Here is a 20,364-nt window from a genome sequence, read left to right on the forward strand (position 1 = left end):
TCATCCTCCTTGGCGTGCGTGGCTGGGAGAGCGCGGTGCCGCGTGCTGCTCGACGCGTCTGACGATGGCCTCGGGAGCCGCCCAGAGCAGCCTGACGCGCGTCCAGCGCTGGTGGACCAGGCCGTCCGGGGCGGCCGCGGTGAGCGTGCACTCGCCGAAGAGCGGATGGGACTGCGTCTCGTGCGCTTCGACCACGATGGCGAAGGGCTCGTCGTCCGGCAGGGGGGTGAACAACTCCAGACGCTCGAAGGCGACGGGCACGGGAACGCGGGCACCGCCGGGTCGCGGCACCAGCGTCACCAGGGCGGCCTGCAGCAGCAGGTCGGCCAGGGCGGGGCGGTAGAGCTGTCCGGCGTAGGCGCCGTCGGCCAGGGCGGGCTCGGACATCCGCGCGGCCAGGACCACGCGGCGGGGCTCCTGCGTCAGTACGTTCCTCAGGCCTCTCAGCGTCGGGCCGTGGAACAGCCGGCCATCGCCGTAAGCGGGATGTGGAGCGTCGTCGATCCGGTACGGGGGCAGTGCGACACGGGGTGCTTCGCCCGGCTCGACGGCGTGCCGGAACACACCCTCGTACCGCAGTGTCCCGTCCGGCTCGGGATCCCGTACCGAGACGGTGACGGAGGCAGGGTCTTCCCGGGGGACCAGGTCGACCCGGAAGCGCTCCTGGTGGCCCGGAGGGAGGAAGACGCCCTGGGCGATGGTGAAGCCCTCGCAGGTGAGCACCGGACGGACGCCGCCCAGTGCCCGCTCGACGCTGTGCACGCCCCAGCCCACGGCGGCCGTCATCGGCAGCACCGGGACGTGCGCGAAGCAGTGGTCGCGGAGTACCGGCTCCTCACCGAGACCGGTCACCGCGCGATGAGCGGTGCGGCCCGCCGAGGGCAGCCGTTCGATCCTGCGGTAGAACGGGGTGGCAGGCCCCACGACGGTGGTGCCGCTCCATTCGGTACCGACGGCCATGCGGTCCATGAAGTGAGTGGTCCCCTGCTCGCGGGTGAGTACCGGGACTCCGGCGTCCGCGAACACCTCGTGGATGCGGTCCGCCATGCCACCGTCCCAGGGCCCCCAGGCGATCGGCACCACCCGGCAGCCGGGGTGGGCGGCCTGAAAGGCGCAAGCGAACGTGTTCAGCGTCCCGTTGGCCAGTGCGTAGTCGCTCTGCCGCAGGTTGCCCCAGACGCCCACGACGGAGCTGAACAGCACCAGGTGCCGCAGGCGGTCGTGGTCGAGGGCGTCCAGGACGTGGTGCAGTCCGCTGACCTTGGTCTCCACGACCGAGGCGACGGAGTCGGCGGCGGCGTCCCGCAGGGGCCGGTCACCGAGGACCCCGGCTCCGTGGACGACGCCGGTGATCCGTGCCGCGTACGGGGCGAGGGCGGAGGCCACCTGGGCGGCGTCGCGGACGTCCGCCGACACGTAGTGGGCTTCGACGCCACGGACGCGCAGGGCGTCGAGCGTGGAGCGGATCTCCCGCCGGGCCAGCAGCAGGCGTCCGTGGCGTGCGATCTCGGCGGCGGTCCCCGGGGCCAGCGGGTCCTCGCCCGCAGCGCGGGCGCGTTCCTCCAGCGCCCCTCGCAGTTCTTCCTCGGTCCGCAGCCCGGCGGCCCAGGCGGGCTCCTCCTCCAGTGGGGTGCGGCCGAGCAGGAGATAGCCGCAGGCGTGCCGGGCGGCGAGGGACCGCACGCACCAGGACGTGATCCCTCCCGCGCCGCCGGTGACGAGCAGGAAGTCGTCCTCGGTGAGCTCGATGTCCTTGCCGGTGGGGGGCAGGAGGGGATCCGGCGTCCGGGACAGGACCGGTGTCCGGCGCGAACCGTCGGCGCCGACGCCTACCTCGCGCACGTCGGTCGCCAGGTCGGCGATCTCCGCTGCGAACGCCGTACCGATCTGCTCGGTGGTCAGGCCGGGAGCCAGGTCCACAGCCCGGCAGAACAGGGTGGACGCCTCCAGGGCGGCGACCTTCACGAGCCCGCCGACGCCGCCGGCCAGGGCCTGGACCACGTCGCCGTCCGTTCCCGCGTGGCCGAGGGCGCCGTCCAGCTGGGTCACGGAGACCAGCGCGGCCCGGGTGCCGCCTTCGGCCGCGGCCTGCAGGTGGGGGAGGACGTGCTTGGTCGTGAGGACGGCATGACACAGTCGCCGGATCGTACGGTGGGCGTCGTCGTCCGCGCCGCGGCTGAACGGCAGGACGCACAGGTCCACGCGCGGGTCGTCGGCGAGAAGCTCCGCGAGACACGAGGAGAGGCTTCCCTCGTCCCAGTCGGGGAGCGCGGCGGCGCCCGCGGAACCCGGACCGCCGGCCGGTGTGACGCCGGGCAGGGCCAGAAGACGCGTACGCCAGCCGAGCGCCGACAGGCTTCCCGACAGCACGGTCACGAGTTCGCCGCCGTCATCGAGCAGCAGAGCACACGGCCGGCCTGGATACAGGCCGACGCAGACGTCCACCGGCGGAAGACGCCGGAGCGAGACGAACGTGGGTCCCACGTCGGCGCTCATCGGAGTGATGACCAGTTCCGACCGGGACTCCGTCCGGGTGAGGACGGTGCGCACCATGTCGGTCAGTTCTCCGACCGTCTCGGCCTCCGTGAAGCGGTACAACTCGTCGCGGCCGATGGCCGGGTAGCGGCGCCAGATCTCCGCCCCGATCTCGATCTGCTTCAAGGAGTCGATGCCCAGCTCCTCCTGGATGTGCATGCCGGACTCGATCATGTCGATGTCATAGCCCGTCTTCTCCGCGACGACGGCGCGACAGACGTGTTCGAGCTCCGCCAGGTCCACTTCGCCGGGGTCCGCCGTGGGTTCCCCGACGCCGGCAGCGCCTTGTTCCGCCGCCCACAGTTCCGCGAAGGCCGATCTGGCCGACGGCACCGGCGGCTCGTCACCCGCGGCGGGCCGCGCGCCGAATGGATCCGACTGCTTGGGCAGCGACAACGCCGTGGCCCCGTCGTCGGCGGGACGTGTGGGGGTGTCGTCGAAGGGCGGCGGCGTGAACGCCGGCGTCTCACCGCCGGGCCGCTCCGGAGCCGCGGACGGGAGGCCCAGCAGACGGGCCACGACTTCGCCGGCACGCTCGTGCGTCCGTCCCAACGCCATGCTGTGCTCGGCGACGGTGTGCACGGCCGTGGCCAGCGCCGGGTCGATGCCCTCCCCCCGGCTGCCCCGCCGAAGCAGGTCCGTCAGCTGCCCGGCCGTACGCAACTGGCCGTCCAGGTAGCGGGTGTGCGCCGCCAGGTGCTCCGCCGCCGCACGGGCCAGCGGATCATTCTGCGCCGCCGGGGCCACCACGGGCTCCTCCGGCACGGCTCCCCCTTCCGGCTCGGCGGGCGAGACGGCGGACGCGGCAGCTCGGGCCGGCCGCGGCGGAACCGACGGGCGCAGGGCCTCCATCGCGAACATCGGGCCCTCCAGCGCCCGTGCGACCTTGGACGGCTGAGTCCTCTTCCTCCCCGCGGTCCGGGCACACGGGTCGGTCACGGAAGCGACGCGCCCCAGAACGGCCAGCCGCAGCGCCGCTTCCTTGAGCGCGACAGCGCCGTCCGCTCCCGGGCCGTGGTCGCAGGCGATCGCCTCCACCCCCCGGTCGCCCAGCGTCCGCTCCACCAGCTGCGTCAGGACGCGGCCTGGCCCGAACTCGACGAAGACACGTGTCCCGTCGGCGTACATCTCCTCGAGACGTGCCGCGAAGTCCACAGGCTCGACCAGCTGCCGGACCAGCGTGCGGCGGTCGGCGTCGGCCTCTCCGACGTACGCGGCGCCCGCGGTGGTGGAATGGACCCGCAGGGCGGGCGCGGCGAAGGCGGTCCCGGCACAGGCTGCCGCGAACGCCTCGGCCGCGTGTTCCACCAGTGGGGTGTGGAACGCGGCGGCCACGTCCAGGGGCTTCGCCCGTACACCGCGATCGGCGCACAGCTCGGCGAACCGGAGAGCCGACGGGGTCGGGCCGGCCACCGTGTACTGATCCGGGGCATTGCGTCCGCTGACTGTCATTCCGGGGACCTCGGCCAGCAGGGCGCCCAGTTCGCCGGGCGATGCCATGACCGCGATCATCCGCCCCGGGTCGGCGTCGGTGCCGGCCGGCAGTTCCATCGCCTGCCCGCGAGCGCGGGCCAGCCGCGTGAACGCCCCGTCGTCCAGTACGCCGGCCGCCCACAGCGCGGTCAGCTCGCCGAAGCTGTGCCCGAGAGCGCTGCGGGGAGCGAAGCCCATCATCCGCAGGTACCGGTACTGGCCCACGGACAGAGCCCCGATGGCCGACTGGGCGTGTCCGGTGCGACGCAACCTCTCGTTCCGGGTCTCCGCGTCCTCCGCCACCGGTGGAGGGAAGACCGCTCCGGCGAGACTGTCGCTCGGCGGGAAAAGGGCGTTGGCGTCGTCGAAGGCGGCACGGACAGGGGGGACGGCGAGAGCTGTACGCAGCCCCATACCCACGTACTGGCTGCCCTGACCCGCGAAGAGGGCAGCGACGCCCGCCTCGGGCGGCAGGGCCGAAGCGCGGTAGTGGATGCCCCGGGGGTGCCGCCACTGGGGCAGGTCCGGATCCTGCCGCAACCGCTTCGCCGCGAGGGCGAGCAGTTCGCCGTACTCCTCCTCGCCAGTGGCCACGAAGCCGATGCGGGTGTGTCCGGGCGGAGCCGGTTCACGGGCGGGGCCCTCGCCCGCCTCCAGACGGCGCAGCAGCTCCTCCGCGTCCGGCGCGTGCCACAAGGCCATCCGGGGGACGTCGTGCAGGGGGTGGTCGCGTTCCTCGCCGCCGCCCGTGTACTCCTCCAGAACGGCGTGATAGTTCACACCGCCGAAGCCGAACGACGAGACCCCCGCCCGGCGGACCGGCCGGGAGGGGTCGAGCACCCAGGGGCGGGCATGGGTGTTCAGGTAGAGGGCACTGCCCTCGCGGGCCGTCTGGGCGTGCGGCTCACGCACGTTGATGGTGGGGGGCAGCACCCGGTGGTGCAGTGCCAGCGCCGCTTTGATGACGCCCGCGGCTCCCGCCGCGGCCTTGGTGTGCCCGATCTGGGACTTCACGCTGCCGACCGCGGCGAAGTGACGCTCCTCCGGTCCGGACAGCACCTCGTTGAGAGCCGCCAGCTCGACGCCGTCACCCACCCGGGTACCGGTTCCGTGCGCCTCGATCAGCTGGACCGTCCGCGGTGGGCAGTCGGCGTCCTCGTAGGCCCGCCGGAGCGCCGCCACCTGACCCTCACCACAGGGTGCGTAGATGCTGCCGGTCCTGCCGTCGCTGGAACTGCCCAGACCCCGCAGGACGGCGTACACACGATCGCCGTCCCGTTCGGCGTCCGCGAGGCGCTTGAGCACCAGCACGCCCACGCCCTCACCCACCAGTGTGCCGTCGGCCTCGGCGTCGAACGGACGGACCTGTTCGCTCGGAGACAGCGCGGGGGTCTTGCTGAAGCACATGAAGGACACGATCGCGTTGTCGGTGTCGCAGCCGCCGGTGAGCATCAGGTCCGCCCGTCGGCTCAGCAGTTCGTCGACGGCCGAGCGCAGTGCCGCCAGGGAGCTCGCGCAAGCGGCGTCCACGGTGTGGTTGGCGGCGCCCAGGTTCAGCCGATTGGCGATCCGCCCGGAGACGACGTTGCCGAGGACGCCGGGGAAGCTGTCCTCCGTCCATTTCGGGAGGGCCGCCAGCTGGCTCCGCACGACGGCATCGACCTGGTCCTCCGGCACGCCCTGGGACCGCATGGTCTCGGCCATCTGCGGGACGAACAGCCGTGCGGCCAGCGGCATGATGGTGGAGTTCGTCCCGCACACACCGAGCACCACTCCGGTCCGTGCCGCCTCGTACCAGTCCGCTCTGCCCTGCCCCGCGTCCTCGAGCGCCTCCTTGGCCACGACGAGGCTGAGGAGCTGAACGAGCCCAGTCGAATCCAGGGTGTTCGGCGGAATTCCGAACTCCAGGGGATCGAACACCTCGGGGGTCAGGAAACCGCCCCGCCGGCAGTAGGTCTTGTCCGGGGCGAAGGGATCCGGATCGTAGTACTGGTCCGTCCGCCACCAGCTCGACGGTACGAGGTCCGAACAGTCGCGAGCGGACATGATGTTGTCCCAGAAGGCGCGGACGTCGCCCGCTCGGGGAAAGCGTCCCGCCAGGCCGACGATCGCGACGGGGTCTTTGGCGAGCCGGCGGTCTACAGCGGACGCTTGGGAAGCAGTGTGTTGCACCAGGACCTCGTGGTGTGGGCGGGGAGGAGGGGGAGGGGGTATACCGGCGAAGGCGAGCCCGGCAGTGGGACGTCGCGCGTTTCGCGGAACGATGCCTCAATGCCCGTCGACTGAGGCTGCGGCGGGCTGACGCGGGAACGTGACGCGCACGGTCGCGGGGACGCATGTGCCCACGAGGGGAACACGATGGCCGTGGCGGTGGAACAGCCGAAACGGTCCGGAGCTGTGCCGCGCGGGGACATGCGCCACGGTTGTCCCGGCGGGCAGTCGGGATCGCAGCCGTGCCAGGCCGCGCGGTGACAGGCTGCTGGACATGGAAGGGATGCGGAATCCTCCGCACCGTAGTCCTCCGAGCCGGGACAGACCGACGAACCACCACGGCGCGGTGTCGAAGAGCACGGTGTGGCCCGGGTATCTTCGCGCGCAGGCGTGGAGCAAGTCCATGATCTGTCGGGGCCGCAGGTACATGAACAGGCCCTGGGCGGTGATCAATAGCGGTCGGTCGTCCGGGACTTCCCTTATCCAGTCGGAATCGAGCACCGAGCAGGCGACGTGCGTGATCCGGTCCGACGGCGGCATGAGGTCCCGACGCAAGCGGATGACCTCCGGCATGTCGACACCGATCCAGCGCAGTCTGCCATCGTCGACCCGCCAGAACTGCGTGTCGAGTCCCTCGCCCAAGGTGACGATCACGGCATCGGGGTGGCGGGACAGGAACAGCCGGATCTCGGCGTCGAAGAGCCTGGCACGCTGCGTGAAGTAGTGGGCCATCGTGGGGGTGCGACGGCCCATGGAGGGGCCCACTGGCCCCTGTCTGCGCCGGATCTCCAGGAGGACCCTCTCGGCCACGGGGTCCTGCAGGTGGAGGCTGCGGTGGTGCAGCGCCCACAGCGCTGTGAGGCCGACACTGCTCAGCGCATCACCTGGCGGTGGTGCCTGTCCCATGGGGGTCTCCTCTCGGTCGGGGACACGCGGTGAGACACCGCGCGCGAATGCGCCCCTACGCGTCCGCGCCCGCGACGCCAGAGGATCCGAGCGTCGTCTCGGCGCGAGCAACGGCAGTCTGCGAGCAGACGGTCCGACAGAACGTGGTGGCCCGTCGAGGATGTCGCCGACGGGATCAGGGACAGACGGACCGATACCGAGGTCGGCTTGTGTTTCCGTGGCGGGTCGTCACTGTCGTGGCGAATTGGCCTCACGAGGACATCGATATCCCATGAGGCGGCAATGATATGCCCTCGGCTCCGTGAAGAGTGCCGCTTTCCGGTCCGCATTCGCGCGATGGTCGGAAAGGCCCCCGGAAAGAGCATGCGAGTCTGATGACCGTACCGAAGGGCGGGTTGCGATCGGATGAAAGGACTTCGCGTTTCTTCACTCCGGCGGAAATGCGCTGAAGGCCGCGTGACGAGACCGTCGGCTGGTCGTTCTTCCAGTGCTCGATCTCGGCGGAAGGAAGCACACTGTGCCAGGGTTCACCCAGGTCCGGCATGGCCATCGCACATCGCACCCGCCTCGCCGGCACGATTGGTGGTTGTTCGCCGGCGCCCTGGTTTCCGGGCTGGCATGCGCTTTCGGCGCCGCGGCGGCCGGAACGGCTGCCGGGGTACCGGTGTCTTTCACCGTGTCAGGCACCGCGTTCAAGGTGTCGGCCACCCGGCTCGAGGGCGAAGGCTTCATCCAGTACGCGTCACTGCGGGAGGAGAGGGAGGGAACCCCTCGCCCCGTCGCTCTGACGGGCATTCGATCCGCCGAGCTGAGCGATCTCTGCCAGTCCGTGGTCACTCCGACACCCGTCGGTACGATCACGATGCGAGTGACCGCCGGAGCGCGGCAACCGGTGAAAGCCCAGGATCTCGTCATCGACCTGCAGCAGATGCGCGGCGACGTGACCTTCTCGCAGCTGGAACTGGGTCGGGACGCCTCCGACAGCAGGGTGTCACGAGTGGCCGGAACACCTGGTCACTACAGTCAGCAGGCATCGGGCGTGACGATCCGGAACCTGCGTCTGCACACGAGCTCCATGACGGCGGGCACGTTCCAGCTGACAGGCATGAGCGTGTCGATGGGAACGGGGCGGGACGAGTGCTTCTGACGTCACGCTCCGGATATCGGCGTCCGCCCGAGGACCGCCCCTGGGCGGCAGCGATGTTCACCTTCGCCGCAGCCGGTGTGGTTCTTCTCCTGCCGTTGGCGCGGCTGCCGTTTCTGGCCCTGCAGCAGACCTGGGGCGCACTGCCGCTGCTCACCGCGAGCGCGTGGGCGGTGGCCGGGGCCGACCTGCTGCGTCGTCCACAGCGGACCCGGACGGTGGGAGCGTTCATCATGCTGGTGGCCGTGGTGTCCTGGTTCACCGCGACGTTCGGAGGACTCGGGGTGGGCCTGCTCCTGGGCCTGGTGGGCGGCTCGCTGGCGGTCGCCCGGCGACCGCTGTCGGGCAGCGGTACTCAGTGATCCGTCTCCTCGCCCTGAGCACGGCCCTGGCCCTGGCGACAGCAGTGACCTCCCCGCCACCACCGCCGCTGAGCACCACCCCGACCTCACGCCCGCACGTGGCGGAGCGGGGCGAGGCGGAGGCTGCGAGGACCGAGTGCGAGGAAGGGCGGCCGGACGCGGGCATCCAGCCGGAAGGGCAGGGGGCCAAGGAACTGCTGCGTTGCCTGCGCCGGTACGTGGGCGTCGCGCCACCGCTCCGGGAGGCGTCCGACGAGGCGGCGCTGTCCTCGCGGCACCTCGCGCTGCGGGGCGTATGGATCGACATGGTGCCGCACGGCGGCGGCGCGACGCTGCGCTGCCGAGCGGCTCGGGTGGAGGCCGCGGACGCGGTCTTCCGTTTCCCGGGCGGCGACGGCAGCACGGCCGGGGTGCTGCGGTCACCCCGGCTGGTGCTGCGCGGACCGGTGGAGGTACGCGCCCGGCACGTCCGGGGGACGTTGCTGGGTCTGGTGCCGGTGTCTCTGGGAGGGGCGACGCACGCTGTTCCGGTGGGGCCGCCCCTCTTCCTGCCGACGCTGGATCTCACGGACGTGCACATGCGCGTCGTGACCGTGCGCGCGGCGTCGGCGGACATGCCCGACGCCTTGCTGCGCGGGCTTCCGACGGAGGGCCCGGGCCTTTGACGGCGGCAGTCCCGTACGCAGGGCGGCTCGTCGACGCGGGGATGCCCCTCCGGGCGCCCCAGACGACTCCGCCGCGCACGGGTACCGCTGCGGAGGCGGTGGCCGATCGGATGCGCGCCGAGCCCCACCCCCGTTCACCCCACCGGGAAGCTCGGCGGACAGTGCCACTCGGCCCGGACCTTCCGGGCCCGCCCCCCGGCAGAGGCGTCACACCCACGTGCCCGAGCGCGTCGACCGGCTTGCCGGACGCAGATCGCCCCGTGAGCGGTCCTGCGGGTTTCGACCAGGCCGCCTACCGGCGCAGCGACGTCACCGCACGCTGCTTCCACCGCCTCGAGCAACGCGTGGCACCACCACCCGCCGCCACGACAAACACCCGGACCGCTACGGCGCCGCCGGCACCCCCGCCGGGCTCCACACATGAGCGGTCAGAGGTGCCCTCAGCCCCGGTAGGTGAACCGCGGCTCGCGCCGCTCCAGGAACGCCGCGACGCCCTCCGCCCGGTCGCCGCTCAGACGGGCCTGCTCCGCCCAGTGCTCCTCGCGCCAGGCCGACCCGTCGGCGTACTCCTTCGCGGCGGCCTGCGTGAGCAGGGACCGGGAGGTCAGGACGCGCAGGAACGCCGCGACCCGCTCGTCCAGACCCCCGGCGGGCAGCAGCTCGTCGACCAGGCCGGTGCGCAGCGCCCGCTCGTCGTCGATCAGCTCGGCGGAGAAGAGCAGGTACTTGGCGGCGGCCGGCCCGACGAGGGAGGCCAGGCGGCGGGTGGAGGAGGCCGGGTAGACGATGCCGAGCTTCGCGGGCGTCACCCCGAAGCGTGCCCCCGCCTCGGCGAACCGCAGGTCGCAGGCGGCCGCCAGCTGGCAGCCGCCGCCCACGCAGTAGCCCCGCACGGCGGCGAGGGTCGGCCGGGGGAAGGCGGCGAGCGCCTCCTCGGCGCGCACGGCCAGCGTCTGCTGCCGGTCGTCCGGCCGGCGCAGCGCCGAGATGTCGGCCCCGGCGCAGAACGTGTCGCCGTCGCCGGTGAGCACCAGCGCCCGTACGTCGCGGTCGGCGGCCAGCTCGGCCAGCAGCTCGGGCATCGCCCGCCACATGTCGGCCGTCATGGCGTTGCGCTTCGCCGGGTTGCTGATGACGACGGTCGCCACGCCGTCGGCGACCCGGTGCTCCAGCCGGGGCTCAGCCCTCGGCGACGGCTCGTGCTGCTGGTGCTGCTCGGGCGGTACCTGCGACGCCTGCGGCTGCTGCGGCTCCATGCGTCGGATGCTATCCGGGGAGTCCGACCGTACGATCAAGAAGGGGGCGCCGCGACAGCCGTACCGAGGGAAGCGAGGCGCTTCGATGCCCGATACCACCCACGACCCGGCCCGCGAGGGCAAACGGCTGAGCAGGAGCTTCGGCCGACTGGCGCTGCTGGGAGCGGTCCTGGTGCTCGGCGGCCTGTTCGGCCTCGTCTACACCGGGCTCGCCACCCTCACGTCCATGCTGCTGTTCGGCTGGCTGCTGCTGATCGGCGGCGCGGTCGGCCTGCTGCACGCGCTGGAGTCGCGCCGCACCGGCTCCTTCTGGCTGGCCGTGGTGGTCGCCGCGCTGAACATCGCCGCCGGGTTCGTCGTGATCCGCCACCCCGTGGAGTCGGCCGAGGCGTTCACCATGTTCGCCGCGCTCCTCTTCCTCACCGGCGGCGTCTTCCGCCTGGTGGGCAGCGCGGTGGTGCGCGGCCCGCAGTTCGGCTGGACGCTGCTCCAGGGCGCCTTCGGCGTCCTGCTGGGCCTGCTCGTGCTGTTCGACTGGCCGGGGAGCAGCCTGTACGTGCTCGGGACCTTCTTCTCGCTCGCCCTGCTCTTCGACGGGCTGGGCCTGATCGCCATGGGACTGGGCGGGCGCCGGATCGTCGGCATGGTCGCCGAGGGCATGGCGCCGCACGAGGAGCGCCGGCACGGGAAGCGCGGAGGTGACGGGCACGGGCACGGGCCCGGCCACGGGGAGCGCGGGCCCGGGGAGCACGGAGCCGAGGGGCACGGGCCTGAGGGACAAGGCCGTAGCGGGGCGTGGGCGCCAGAATCGGACCCGCATCGGCCGGAGAAGTAGAAATACCGCTCAGTAGAGAGCGGAGTACGTCGATAAGCGGTCACTTCCGGTCGCATCCTTGGTCGTCCCGCCGGGGGGCCAACACTCTGACGCGTGGCGACAATCGAGCACGAGGGTGAGAGCCGGACCGCGCCGGGCCGCGGAGGCGTCCCGGCCCGGCCGCCGTCGTACGAAGGGGTCTGGCGCTTCACCGCTCCCGCGGTGGACGCCTCCGTACCGCAGGCCCGGCACGCCGTACGCGACCTGCTGGAGCGTCAGGGGGTGCCGCTCGGCGGGGACGTCGCGCAGGGCCTGCTCCTGATCGTCTCCGAGCTGGTCACCAACGCCGTGCGGCACGCGGCCCTGCTCTCCCCGCAGGTGTCGGTGGAGGTCGCGATCGGCGCCGCCTGGGTCAGGGTGGCCGTCGAGGACGACCACCCCTACCGGCCGAAGGCGCTGGAGACCGACTACGCGCAGACGGGGGGCCGGGGACTGCTGCTGGTCCGCGAGATCACCCGCGAGGCGGGCGGCACCTGCGACGTCGAGCACACCGCCACGGGCGGCAAGACCGTCTGGGCCGCCCTGCCCCGGTGACGGAAACGGGGCGCCCCCGGCCGCACCCGGCCGAAGGCGCCCCGCGGGGGGCGGGGGCTCACCAGCCGCCCGCGGCCCCCGTCAGCTCCTTGATCGCGGGCCGGGCCGCGTCCAAAACGGTCATGAACCAGGCGGAGAACGGCGCGCTCGCGTGCCGCTCGGCCAGCTCCTGCGCCGTGACGAACGCCGTCTCCCCGACCTCCTCCGGGTCCGGCCGCAGCGGAGCCTGCACCATCCCGACGAAGAGGTGGTTGAACTCCTGCTCCACCAGTCCCGAGTCCGGGTCCGGGTGGTTGTAGCGGACGGTCCCCGCCTCGGCCATCAGCGACGGCGACACCCCGAGCTCCTCGAACACCCGCCGCGCGGCCGCCGTGAACGGCGCCTCGCCCGGGTACGGGTGCCCGCAGCACGTGTTCGACCAGACGCCCGGCGAGTGGTACTTGCCGAGCGCCCTGCGCTGGAGCAGCAGCCGCCCCTCCTCGTCGAAGAGGAACACCGAGAACGCCCGGTGCAGCTGCCCCGGCGCCCGGTGCGCGGCGAGCTTCTCCGCGGTACCGATGGTGCTGCCGTCCTCGTCGACCAGTTCGAGCATGATCGTGGGTGCGGATCCGTTCGACGAGCTGTTCGCCTCGGTGGCAGGTGTGGTCGGCATAACCATCCTTCGCATCGATTCTCGGCCCTGTGGGGCAATCCTCAGTCTGCCGTACGGAAGGCGCCCGTCGGCACACCGCGCCCGCGCCCACACGGCCGAACGCGCTGCGGCCCGGTCACACCCCGAACGCGCGCGGATAGGTGATCGTTCCCGCGGGCGGCCGGCCCGAACCGTCCGGCACCAGCGCCATCATCGCCGCGTCCGGCACGTCGAAGGGGGGCCGGATGCCGTACCGGGACGCCGGTACGAAGCCGAAGCGCGGGTAGTACTCCGGATGACCGAGCACCAGCACCAGCCCCTCGCCGCGTAGCCGCGCCGCCGCCAGGACGGCGCGCACCACCGCCTGCCCGGCACCGTGCCGCTGGTGCGCGGGGGCCACCGCCACGGGGGCGAGCGCCGCCGCCGGGGCGTCCCCGACGCGGCACCGGGTGATCAGCGCGTACGCCGCCACCGAGCCGTCGGGCGCCTCGGCGACGTACGACAGGCCCGGCAGCCAGGCGTCGGGGTCGGCGCGCAGCGCGTCGACGAGGTCGGCCTCGGCCGGCGTCGGGAAGGCCGCGGCGTTGACCGCGCGGACCGCCGCGCGGTCGGCGTCGGTCTCGGGGCGGGTCGGCCAGCGCGGACCCGGAGGGGAGGAGGGTGACGGGGCGGTGGAGGGGACGTCGTGGAAGTCGTCGTGGGACATCGTGGAAGCCCTTGTGTGAGGAGGGTCCCCGGTCTCCGGCGTCCTGCCGTCGGCCGGAGACACGGGGGAGGGGGAGGAGGGAGCGAACGCGTCGCCGTGGAGGGCGGTGCCGACCGTGGCGGCCATCGTCCTCGACTCCTCTCCCGCCGGTGTGCGGGTCCTGCCGGTGTTCGGGTCTTCCCGCCGCAGCCCAGCAGCCCGGGCCGGCGGCTCCCGGGCTCCCGGACGGACGCCGGGGTCCCGCCCGGTGACCCCGGGCGGCCCCCGGACGGAGCCTCGCACGGGGATCCGTCCGGCGGGCCTGTTCCCAGGCCCGCCGGGGCCCGGACGGGGCGTCCCGTCAGTGGCAGAAGCCCGCCTCGTGCTCCGCGTGCCCGCCGGGCTCCAGCTGGAAGGTGCAGTGCTCCACGTCGAAGTGGCCGACCAGGCACTCCTGCAGCGAGTGCAGCATCTTCTCGTGCCCCGGCCCGTCCAGCACGCTGGCATCGACCACGACGTGTGCCGACAGCACCGGCATCCCGGACGTGATCGTCCACGCGTGGAGGTCGTGCACGTCCTCCACGCCCGGCAGCGCCAGCAGGTGCGCCCGCACCTCCGTCATGTCCACGCCCTTCGGCGCGGCCTCCAGCAGCACGTCCAGCGTCTCGCGCAGCAGCCGCAGGGTGCGCGGGACGATCATCAGCCCGATCACCAGCGAGGCGATCGGGTCCGCCGCCTGCCACCCGGTCGCCAGGATGACGCCCGCCGCCACGAGCACCGTCACCGAGCCGAGCGCGTCGGCCAGCACCTCCAGGTAGGCGCCGCGCACGTTGAGGCTGTCCTTGCGCCCCCGCGTCAGCAGTGTGAGCGACACCATGTTCGCGGCCAGACCGACCAGCGCGAAGACGATCGTCAGGCCGCCCTTCGTCTCGGCGGGGGTGACGAACCGCTGCACCGCCTCGACCAGGACGTAGCCGCCGGCCCCCAGCAGCAGCAGGCAGTTGGCGAGGGCCGCGAGGATCTCCGCGCGGGCGAAGCCGTAGGTGCGGTTCGCGGTGGCCGGGCGGTTCGCCATGTGGATGGCGAGCAGCGCCATGCCGAGCCCGACGGCGTCCGTGGCCATGTGCGCCGCGTCCGCGAGCAGCGCGAGCGAGTCGGCGAGCAGCCCGCCGACGATCTCGACCACCATCACGCCCAGCGTGATGGTCAGGGCCACCCGCAGCCGCCAGCGGTGCGCGGCTCCGGCCGTACCGGCCGGTGGTGGTCCGCCGTGCGTGTGCCCGTGGTCGTGCCCAGCCCCCATGGGGTCGCCTCCCGATCGGTTGGTGACTGCCTTCCGAGCGGTCAGTCAACTACGGGTGGGGGGTATGGGCAAGCTGAGGCTGAACACCGTTGTCATCCCCTCTGACCTGGGCATCCTCGCCCAGGTGGAACACCGCCGACCCCCGCGCGCGCCGCCGCCGGCGCGCCCGCCGCCGCCCGCGCGGAGGGCACGCGCGGACGCCCGCCCGGGCGCGCCCGGGACCTGGGGTTTGTCGGCCGGGGCGATCATCGAGGATGATGATCCCGGCGCCGGCCGGGCCGCTCCCGTCCGCGCAAACCCTCGGTGAACTCGCTCTTCCGTTCATCCGATAGCCTCTGCCGACGTGCCGCCGCCCGCCCCGGGCCGAGCCATCGCACACCAGCCGTCAGGTCCCAAGGAGTGAGTTCGTCTGTCGACCGCCATCCTCACCGGTCCGCCGGTACCCGGATCGCCGCTCGAGGGCGATCTGCGGTCGCTGGGCTTCGAGGTCCGCTCCGCCGCGGACCCGGGCGAGACCGCCGCGCTCCTCGCCGCCGTACCGGCCGGTGACCGCGTCGCCGTCGTCGACCCGCGCTTCGTCGGGCACCTCCACGCCCTGCGCCTGGCGCTGACCGACCCCCGCTTCCCGGCGGCGGCGGCGCCCGGCGCCCTCACCGCGCAGCCCGAGGCCCGCCCGGCCCTCGCCCGCGCCCTCACCGCCCACGCACCGGCCCCCGCCTCCGCACCGGCCCCCGGCGCACTGCCGGCGGCCGGACCCGGCGCAACCGCCCCCGGGGACGGCGTGCCGCCGCTGCCCGACGCCCTCGCCGCCGCCCTGGAGGCGGACGGCGTCGCCGTGCACCGGCCCGACCTCGGCTCGCTCGTCGCCGCCGTACCGGTCGGCCCGCAGGCCCGCAAGGAGACCCGGGACGCCGTCGCCGCCGTCGACGACGAGGCCGTGCGGCTGCGCTCCGCCGTGAAGTCCCGCGACGGGTTCTTCACCACGTTCTGCGTCAGCCCCTACTCCCGCCACCTCGCCCGCTGGTGCGCCCGCCGGGGCCTCACGCCGAACCAGGTCACCACCGCCTCGCTGCTGACCGCGCTCGTCGCGGCGGGCTGCGCCGCCACCGGCACCCGCGGCGGCTTCGTCGCGGCGGGCGTCCTGCTGCTCCTCTCCTTCGTCCTGGACTGCGCCGACGGGCAGCTCGCCCGCTACTCCCTGCAGTACTCGACGCTCGGCGCCTGGCTCGACGCCACCTTCGACCGGGCCAAGGAGTACGCCTACTACGCGGGCCTCGCCCTCGGCGCGGCCCGCGGCGGGGACGACGTCTGGGCGCTGGCCCTCGGCGCGATGGTCCTCCAGACCTGCCGGCACGTCGTGGACTTCTCCTTCACCGAGGCCAACCACGACGCCACCGCCAACACCAGCCCCACCGCCGCCCTCTCCGACCGGCTCGACAGCGTCGGCTGGACGGTCTGGGTGCGGCGCATGGTCGTCCTGCCGATCGGCGAGCGCTGGGCGATGATCGCGGTGCTCACCGCCGTCACCACCCCCCGCGTCGTCTTCTACGCCCTCCTCGCCGGCTGCGCCTTCGCCGCCTGCTACACCACCGCCGGCCGCGTCCTGCGCTCGCTGACCCGCCGGGCCGGCCGCACCGACCGCGCCGCCCGTGCCCTCGCCGACCTCGCCGACGGCGGCCCGCTCGCCGAGATCGCCGCCCGCGCGACCCGCCGCTGGGCCCGCCCGCTCGGCGGCCGCACCCCGTACGCGGTGCTCGGCGCGGCCCTCCTGCTGTACACGGCGTGCGCCGCGCCCGTCGGCAGCGGCCTCGTCGTCGCGGCGGCCGCCGTGTACGCGCTGACCTCCGGCGCCGCCGTCGCCCGGCCGCTGAAGGGCGCCCTGGACTGGCTCGTCCCGCCCGTCCTGCGGGTCGCCGAGTACGGCACGGTCCTCGTCCTGGCCGCCCGCGCCGACGTCCCCGGGGCGCTCCCGGCGGCGTTCGGGCTGGTCGCGGCCGTCGCCTACCATCACTACGACACGGTGTACCGCATCCGCGGCGGCACCGGCGCGCCGCCCGCGTGGCTGGTGCGGACGCTCGGCGGCCAGGAGGGGCGCACGCTGCTCGTGGCCGTCCTCGCCGCCCTCCTCGCGACGGGCGGCGGCGAGCGCCTGCCCCTGGCGCTGACCGCCCTCGCCGGCGCCGTCGCGGTGGTGGGGCTGGCGGAGTCCGTCCGCTTCTGGGTGTCCTCCCACGCACCCGCCGTACACGACGAAGGAGAACCCGCATGATCGGCCTCGTACTCGCAGCCGGTGCCGGACGGCGTCTGCGGCCCTACACCGACACGCTCCCGAAGGCCCTCGTGCCGGTGGACGGGGACACCACCGTCCTCGACCTCACCCTGCGCAACTTCGCCGAGGTCGGCCTCACCGAGGCCGCGATCGTCGTCGGCTACCGCAAGGAGGCCGTGTACGCGCGCAAGGAGGAGCTGGAGGCCGCCTACGGCCTGTCGCTCACCCTGATCGACAACGACAAGGCCGAGGAGTGGAACAACGCCTACTCGCTCTGGTGCGCCCGTGAGGTCCTGAAGCAGGGCGTCATCCTCGCCAACGGCGACACCGTGCACCCGGTCTCCGTCGAGCGGACCCTCCTCGCCGCCCGAGGCGAGGACCGCCGGATCATCCTCGCCCTCGACACGGTGAAGGACCTCGCCGACGAGGAGATGAAGGTCGTCACCGCCGACGGCGAGGGCGTCCGGCGGATCACCAAGCTGATGGACCCCGCCACCGCGACCGGCGAGTACATCGGCGTCACCCTCATCGAGCCCGAGGCCGCCGAGGACCTCGCGGACGCGCTGCGGACCACCTTCGAGCGGGACCCGGACCTCTACTACGAGGACGGCTACCAGGAGCTGGTGGACCGGGGCCTGCGGATCGACGTGGCGCCCATCGGCGACGTCAAGTGGGTCGAGATCGACAACCACGAGGACCTCGCGAAGGGCCGTGGGATCGCGTGCCTGTACTGACCCGGCTCATCCCCTCGCCGGTCGTCGTCGACATCAGCTGCGGGGCGATGGACGACCTGGCCGGCCTCCTCGCCGACCAGCGGATCTCCGCCTCGGGCAAGCTCGCCGTGGCCATCAGCAACGGCTCGGGGCAGGCGCTGCGCGAGAAGCTCGCGCCGCTGCTCCCGGACGCCGACTGGTACCCCGTGGCCGACGGCAGCATCGACTCCGCCGTCAGCCTCGCCGACGCCATGAAGGGCAAGCGGTACGACGCCGTGGTCGGCCTCGGCGGCGGCAAGATCATCGACGTGGCGAAGTACGCGGCGGCGCGGGTCGGCGTGCCGATGGTGTCGGTCGCCACCAACCTGTCGCACGACGGCATCTGCTCACCGGTCTCCACCCTCGACAACGACAACGGCCGCGGCTCCTACGGCGTCCCCTCGCCGATCGCCATGGTCATCGACCTCGACGTGGTCCGGGACGCCCCGGCGCGGTTCGTCCGCTCCGGCATCGGGGACGCGATCTCCAACATCTCGGCCATCGCCGACTGGGAGCTCTCGCACCGGCACACCGGCGAGCAGGTCGACGGCCTCGCCGCCGCCATGGCCCGCACGGCGGGCGAGGCGGTGCTGCGCCACCCCGGGAGCGTCGCGGACGACGAGTTCCTCATCGTGCTGGCCGAGGCCCTCGTCCTGACCGGCATCGCCATGTCGATCAGCGGCGACACCCGGCCCGCCTCGGGCGCCTGCCACGAGATCTCCCACGCCTTCGACCTGCTGTACCCGGCGCGTTCCGCGCTCCACGGCGAGCAGGTCGGCCTCGGCGCCGCCTTCGCCATGCACCTGCGCGGCGCCCGTGAGGAGTCGTCGCTCTTCGCCGAGGTCCTCCGCCGGCACGGCCTGCCGGTGCTGCCCGAGGAGATCGGCTTCTCCCCGGACGAGTTCGTGCGCGCCGTCGCGTACGCGCCGCAGACCCGCCCGGGACGCTTCACCGTCCTGGAGCACCTCGACCTGTCCACCGACCAGATCAGGGACGCGTACGCCGACTATGCCAAGACCATCCGTAGCTGAACTCCGCCCGGTCGTCCATCCGGCCGGGGTGAAGGACCGCCGCAGCGGAGAGCACTGGGGCGGCCGCCTCTACATGCGCGAGGTCTCCCTGCGCGTCACCCGGCTCCTGGTCACCACGCGGGTCACCCCGAACCAGCTGACGTACGTGATGACCCTCGCGGGCGTCCTCGCCGCACCGGCACTGCTGGTGCCGGGCATCCCGGGGGCGCTCCTCGGCGCGCTGATGGTCCAGCTCTACCTGCTGCTCGACTGCGTCGACGGCGAGGTGGCCCGCTGGAAGAAGCAGTTCTCCCTCTCCGGGGTGTACCTGGACCGGGTCGGCGCCTACCTGTGCGACGCGGCGGTCCTCGTCGGCTTCGGGCTGCGGGCGGCCGACCTGTGGGGGAGCGGCCGGATCGACTGGCTGTGGGCCTTCCTCGGCACCCTCGCCGCGCTCGGCGCCATCCTGATCAAGGCGGAGACGGACCTCGTCGGGGTCGCCCGCCACCAGGGCGGCCTGCCGCCGGTGAAGGAGGCGGCGGCCGAGCCGCGCTCCTCCGGCATGGCGCTCGCCCGCAGGGCCGCCGCCGCGCTGAGGTTCCACCGGCTCGTCCTCGGTATCGAGGCGTCGCTGCTCATCGTGGTCCTGGCCGTCGCCGACACCGTCCGGGGCGACCTGTTCTTCAGCCGCCTGGGCGTCGCCGTGCTCGCCGCCATCGCCCTGCTGCAGACGCTGCTGCACCTGGTGTCCGTCCTCGCGTCCAGTAGGCTGAGGTGACGTCGTTGAAGCTCGGTGCCGTCATCATCACCATGGGCGACCGCCCCGACGACCTGAACGCCCTGATCGAGTCCGTCGCCCGCCAGGAGGGCGAGCCGGTCGAGGTGGTCGTGGTCGGCAACGGCGCCCCCGTCCGCGGTGTGCCCGGCTGGGTCCGCACCGTCGACCTGCCCGAGAACCTCGGCATCCCCGGCGGCCGGAACGTCGGCATCGAGGCGTTCGGCCCGAACGGCTCCGACGTCGACGTGCTGCTCTTCCTCGACGACGACGGGCTGCTCCCCGGCAAGGACACCGCGGAGCTCCTGCGCGCCGCGTTCGCCGCCGACCCGGAGCTCGGGATCGTCAGCTTCCGCATCGCCGACCCGCAGACCGGTGTCACGCAGCGGCGCCACGTGCCCCGGCTGCGGGCCTCCGACCCGATGCGCTCCTCGCGCGTCACCACCTTCCTGGGCGGGGCGAGCGCCGTGCGCACGAAGGTCTTCGCGGCGGTCGGGCCGCTGCCGGGCGAGTTCTTCTACGCGCACGAGGAGACCGACCTCGCCTGGCGGGCGCTGGACGCCGGCTGGATGATCGACTACCGGTCGGACATGGTGCTCCACCACCCCACGACCGCCCCGTCCCGGCACGCCGTCTACCACCGCATGGTGGCGCGCAACCGGGTCTGGCTCGCCCGCCGCAACCTGCCCGCGCCGCTGGTCCCGGTGTACGTCGGGGTGTGGCTGGCGCTGACCTTGCTGAGGCGCCCGACGGGGGCCGCGCTGAAGGCGTGGTTCGGGGGCTTCAAGGAGGGCTGGACGACCCCGTGCGGGCCGCGGCGCCCCATGAGGTGGCGCACGGTGTGGCGCCTCACGCGACTGGGCCGCCCGCCCGTCATCTGACAAGCTCGGACCCGGCGGCCCAGCCGCCCCCGGGGACGGGCCGCACCCGCCCCGGGGACGGGCCGCACCCCACCGCCCCGCACCGTGAACACGAAAGT

At 73.2% G+C, this 20,364-nt stretch carries 15 protein-coding genes and 1 pseudogene; 10 read left to right on the forward strand and 6 right to left on the reverse strand.

Features of this window, described 5'->3' with window-relative positions:
- Window positions 1-6,180 (reverse strand): type I polyketide synthase, encoded by a 6,180-nt coding sequence (locus tag LPA54_RS04325; protein ID WP_228973857.1) that lies wholly within the window; start codon window positions 6,178-6,180, stop codon window positions 1-3.
- Between the two features lie 96 nt (window positions 6,181-6,276).
- Window positions 6,277-7,125, reverse strand: coding sequence for a class I SAM-dependent methyltransferase (locus tag LPA54_RS04330; RefSeq protein ID WP_228973859.1), 849 nt, complete (start codon window positions 7,123-7,125; stop codon window positions 6,277-6,279).
- A gap of 586 nt (window positions 7,126-7,711) precedes the next feature.
- On the opposite strand from LPA54_RS04330, the gene LPA54_RS04335 reads away from it, so the two are divergent.
- From LPA54_RS04335 to LPA54_RS04345, 3 genes are read left to right on the forward strand one after another with little or no spacing between them, the layout of a single operon-like run.
- Complete coding sequence (locus LPA54_RS04335) at window positions 7,712-8,272, forward strand: DUF6230 family protein (RefSeq protein WP_228973861.1); 561 nt, start codon at window positions 7,712-7,714, stop codon at window positions 8,270-8,272.
- Entirely contained in the window at window positions 8,263-8,631 is a 369-nt protein-coding gene (locus tag LPA54_RS04340) for a DUF6114 domain-containing protein (RefSeq protein WP_308112796.1), read from the forward strand. The genes LPA54_RS04335 and LPA54_RS04340 overlap by 10 nt, the downstream gene beginning before the upstream one ends.
- Window positions 8,628-9,296 carry a hypothetical protein gene (locus LPA54_RS04345; RefSeq protein WP_228973864.1) on the forward strand — a complete coding sequence of 223 codons (669 nt, stop codon included), beginning with the start codon at window positions 8,628-8,630 and terminating at the stop codon, window positions 9,294-9,296. The genes LPA54_RS04340 and LPA54_RS04345 overlap by 4 nt, the downstream gene beginning before the upstream one ends.
- A gap of 440 nt (window positions 9,297-9,736) precedes the next feature.
- Here LPA54_RS04345 and LPA54_RS04350 read toward each other — a convergent pair whose 3' ends face one another.
- A complete protein-coding gene (locus tag LPA54_RS04350) occupies window positions 9,737-10,552 on the reverse strand; it encodes an enoyl-CoA hydratase/isomerase family protein (RefSeq protein WP_228973866.1) in 816 nt (271 codons plus the stop codon).
- Window positions 10,553-10,637: 85 nt separating this feature from the next.
- On the opposite strand from LPA54_RS04350, the gene LPA54_RS04355 reads away from it, so the two are divergent.
- Both LPA54_RS04355 and LPA54_RS04360 read left to right on the forward strand, forming a co-directional pair.
- Window positions 10,638-11,387 (forward strand): HdeD family acid-resistance protein, encoded by a 750-nt coding sequence (locus tag LPA54_RS04355; RefSeq protein WP_228973869.1) that lies wholly within the window; start codon window positions 10,638-10,640, stop codon window positions 11,385-11,387.
- A gap of 93 nt (window positions 11,388-11,480) precedes the next feature.
- Window positions 11,481-11,960, forward strand: coding sequence for an ATP-binding protein (locus tag LPA54_RS04360; protein WP_228973871.1), 480 nt, complete (start codon window positions 11,481-11,483; stop codon window positions 11,958-11,960).
- A gap of 58 nt (window positions 11,961-12,018) precedes the next feature.
- Here the strand turns inward: LPA54_RS04360 and idi are convergent, their stop codons facing one another.
- The 3 genes and pseudogenes from idi to LPA54_RS04375 form a co-directional block, all read right to left on the reverse strand.
- Window positions 12,019-12,612, reverse strand: a complete 594-nt coding sequence (gene idi / locus LPA54_RS04365; protein ID WP_228973873.1) for an isopentenyl-diphosphate Delta-isomerase — start codon at window positions 12,610-12,612, stop codon at window positions 12,019-12,021.
- A 115-nt stretch (window positions 12,613-12,727) separates the two neighbouring features.
- Window positions 12,728-13,234: pseudogene (locus tag LPA54_RS04370) on the reverse strand (GNAT family N-acetyltransferase); the annotation flags it as partial.
- Window positions 13,235-13,637: 403 nt separating this feature from the next.
- On the reverse strand, window positions 13,638-14,579 hold the full coding sequence (locus LPA54_RS04375; RefSeq protein WP_228973876.1) for a cation diffusion facilitator family transporter: 942 nt from the start codon (window positions 14,577-14,579) through the stop codon (window positions 13,638-13,640).
- Between the two features lie 409 nt (window positions 14,580-14,988).
- Between LPA54_RS04375 and LPA54_RS04380 the strand changes: the two genes are divergently transcribed.
- The 5 genes from LPA54_RS04380 to LPA54_RS04400 are packed head-to-tail and all read left to right on the forward strand — an operon-like array spanning window position 14,989 to window position 20,266.
- Entirely contained in the window at window positions 14,989-16,848 is a 1,860-nt protein-coding gene (locus tag LPA54_RS04380; RefSeq protein WP_228973949.1) for a DUF5941 domain-containing protein, read from the forward strand.
- The gene (locus tag LPA54_RS04385) at window positions 16,845-17,582 is read left to right on the forward strand and encodes a sugar phosphate nucleotidyltransferase (RefSeq protein ID WP_228973878.1); all 738 of its coding nucleotides are present in this window, start codon (window positions 16,845-16,847) and stop codon (window positions 17,580-17,582) included. The genes LPA54_RS04380 and LPA54_RS04385 overlap by 4 nt, the downstream gene beginning before the upstream one ends.
- Window positions 17,570-18,631 (forward strand): iron-containing alcohol dehydrogenase family protein, encoded by a 1,062-nt coding sequence (locus LPA54_RS04390; RefSeq protein ID WP_228973881.1) that lies wholly within the window; start codon window positions 17,570-17,572, stop codon window positions 18,629-18,631. The genes LPA54_RS04385 and LPA54_RS04390 overlap by 13 nt, the downstream gene beginning before the upstream one ends.
- Window positions 18,609-19,388, forward strand: a complete 780-nt coding sequence (locus tag LPA54_RS04395; protein WP_228973883.1) for a CDP-alcohol phosphatidyltransferase family protein — start codon at window positions 18,609-18,611, stop codon at window positions 19,386-19,388. The genes LPA54_RS04390 and LPA54_RS04395 overlap by 23 nt, the downstream gene beginning before the upstream one ends.
- Before the next feature lie 5 nt (window positions 19,389-19,393).
- Complete coding sequence (locus LPA54_RS04400; protein WP_228973885.1) at window positions 19,394-20,266, forward strand: glycosyltransferase family 2 protein; 873 nt, start codon at window positions 19,394-19,396, stop codon at window positions 20,264-20,266.
- Window positions 20,267-20,364 lie beyond the last annotated feature (98 nt).

Origin of the sequence: Streptomyces sp. DH12 (genome assembly GCF_020873895.1) — a bacterium.
Lineage (GTDB): Bacteria > Actinomycetota > Actinomycetes > Streptomycetales > Streptomycetaceae > Streptomyces.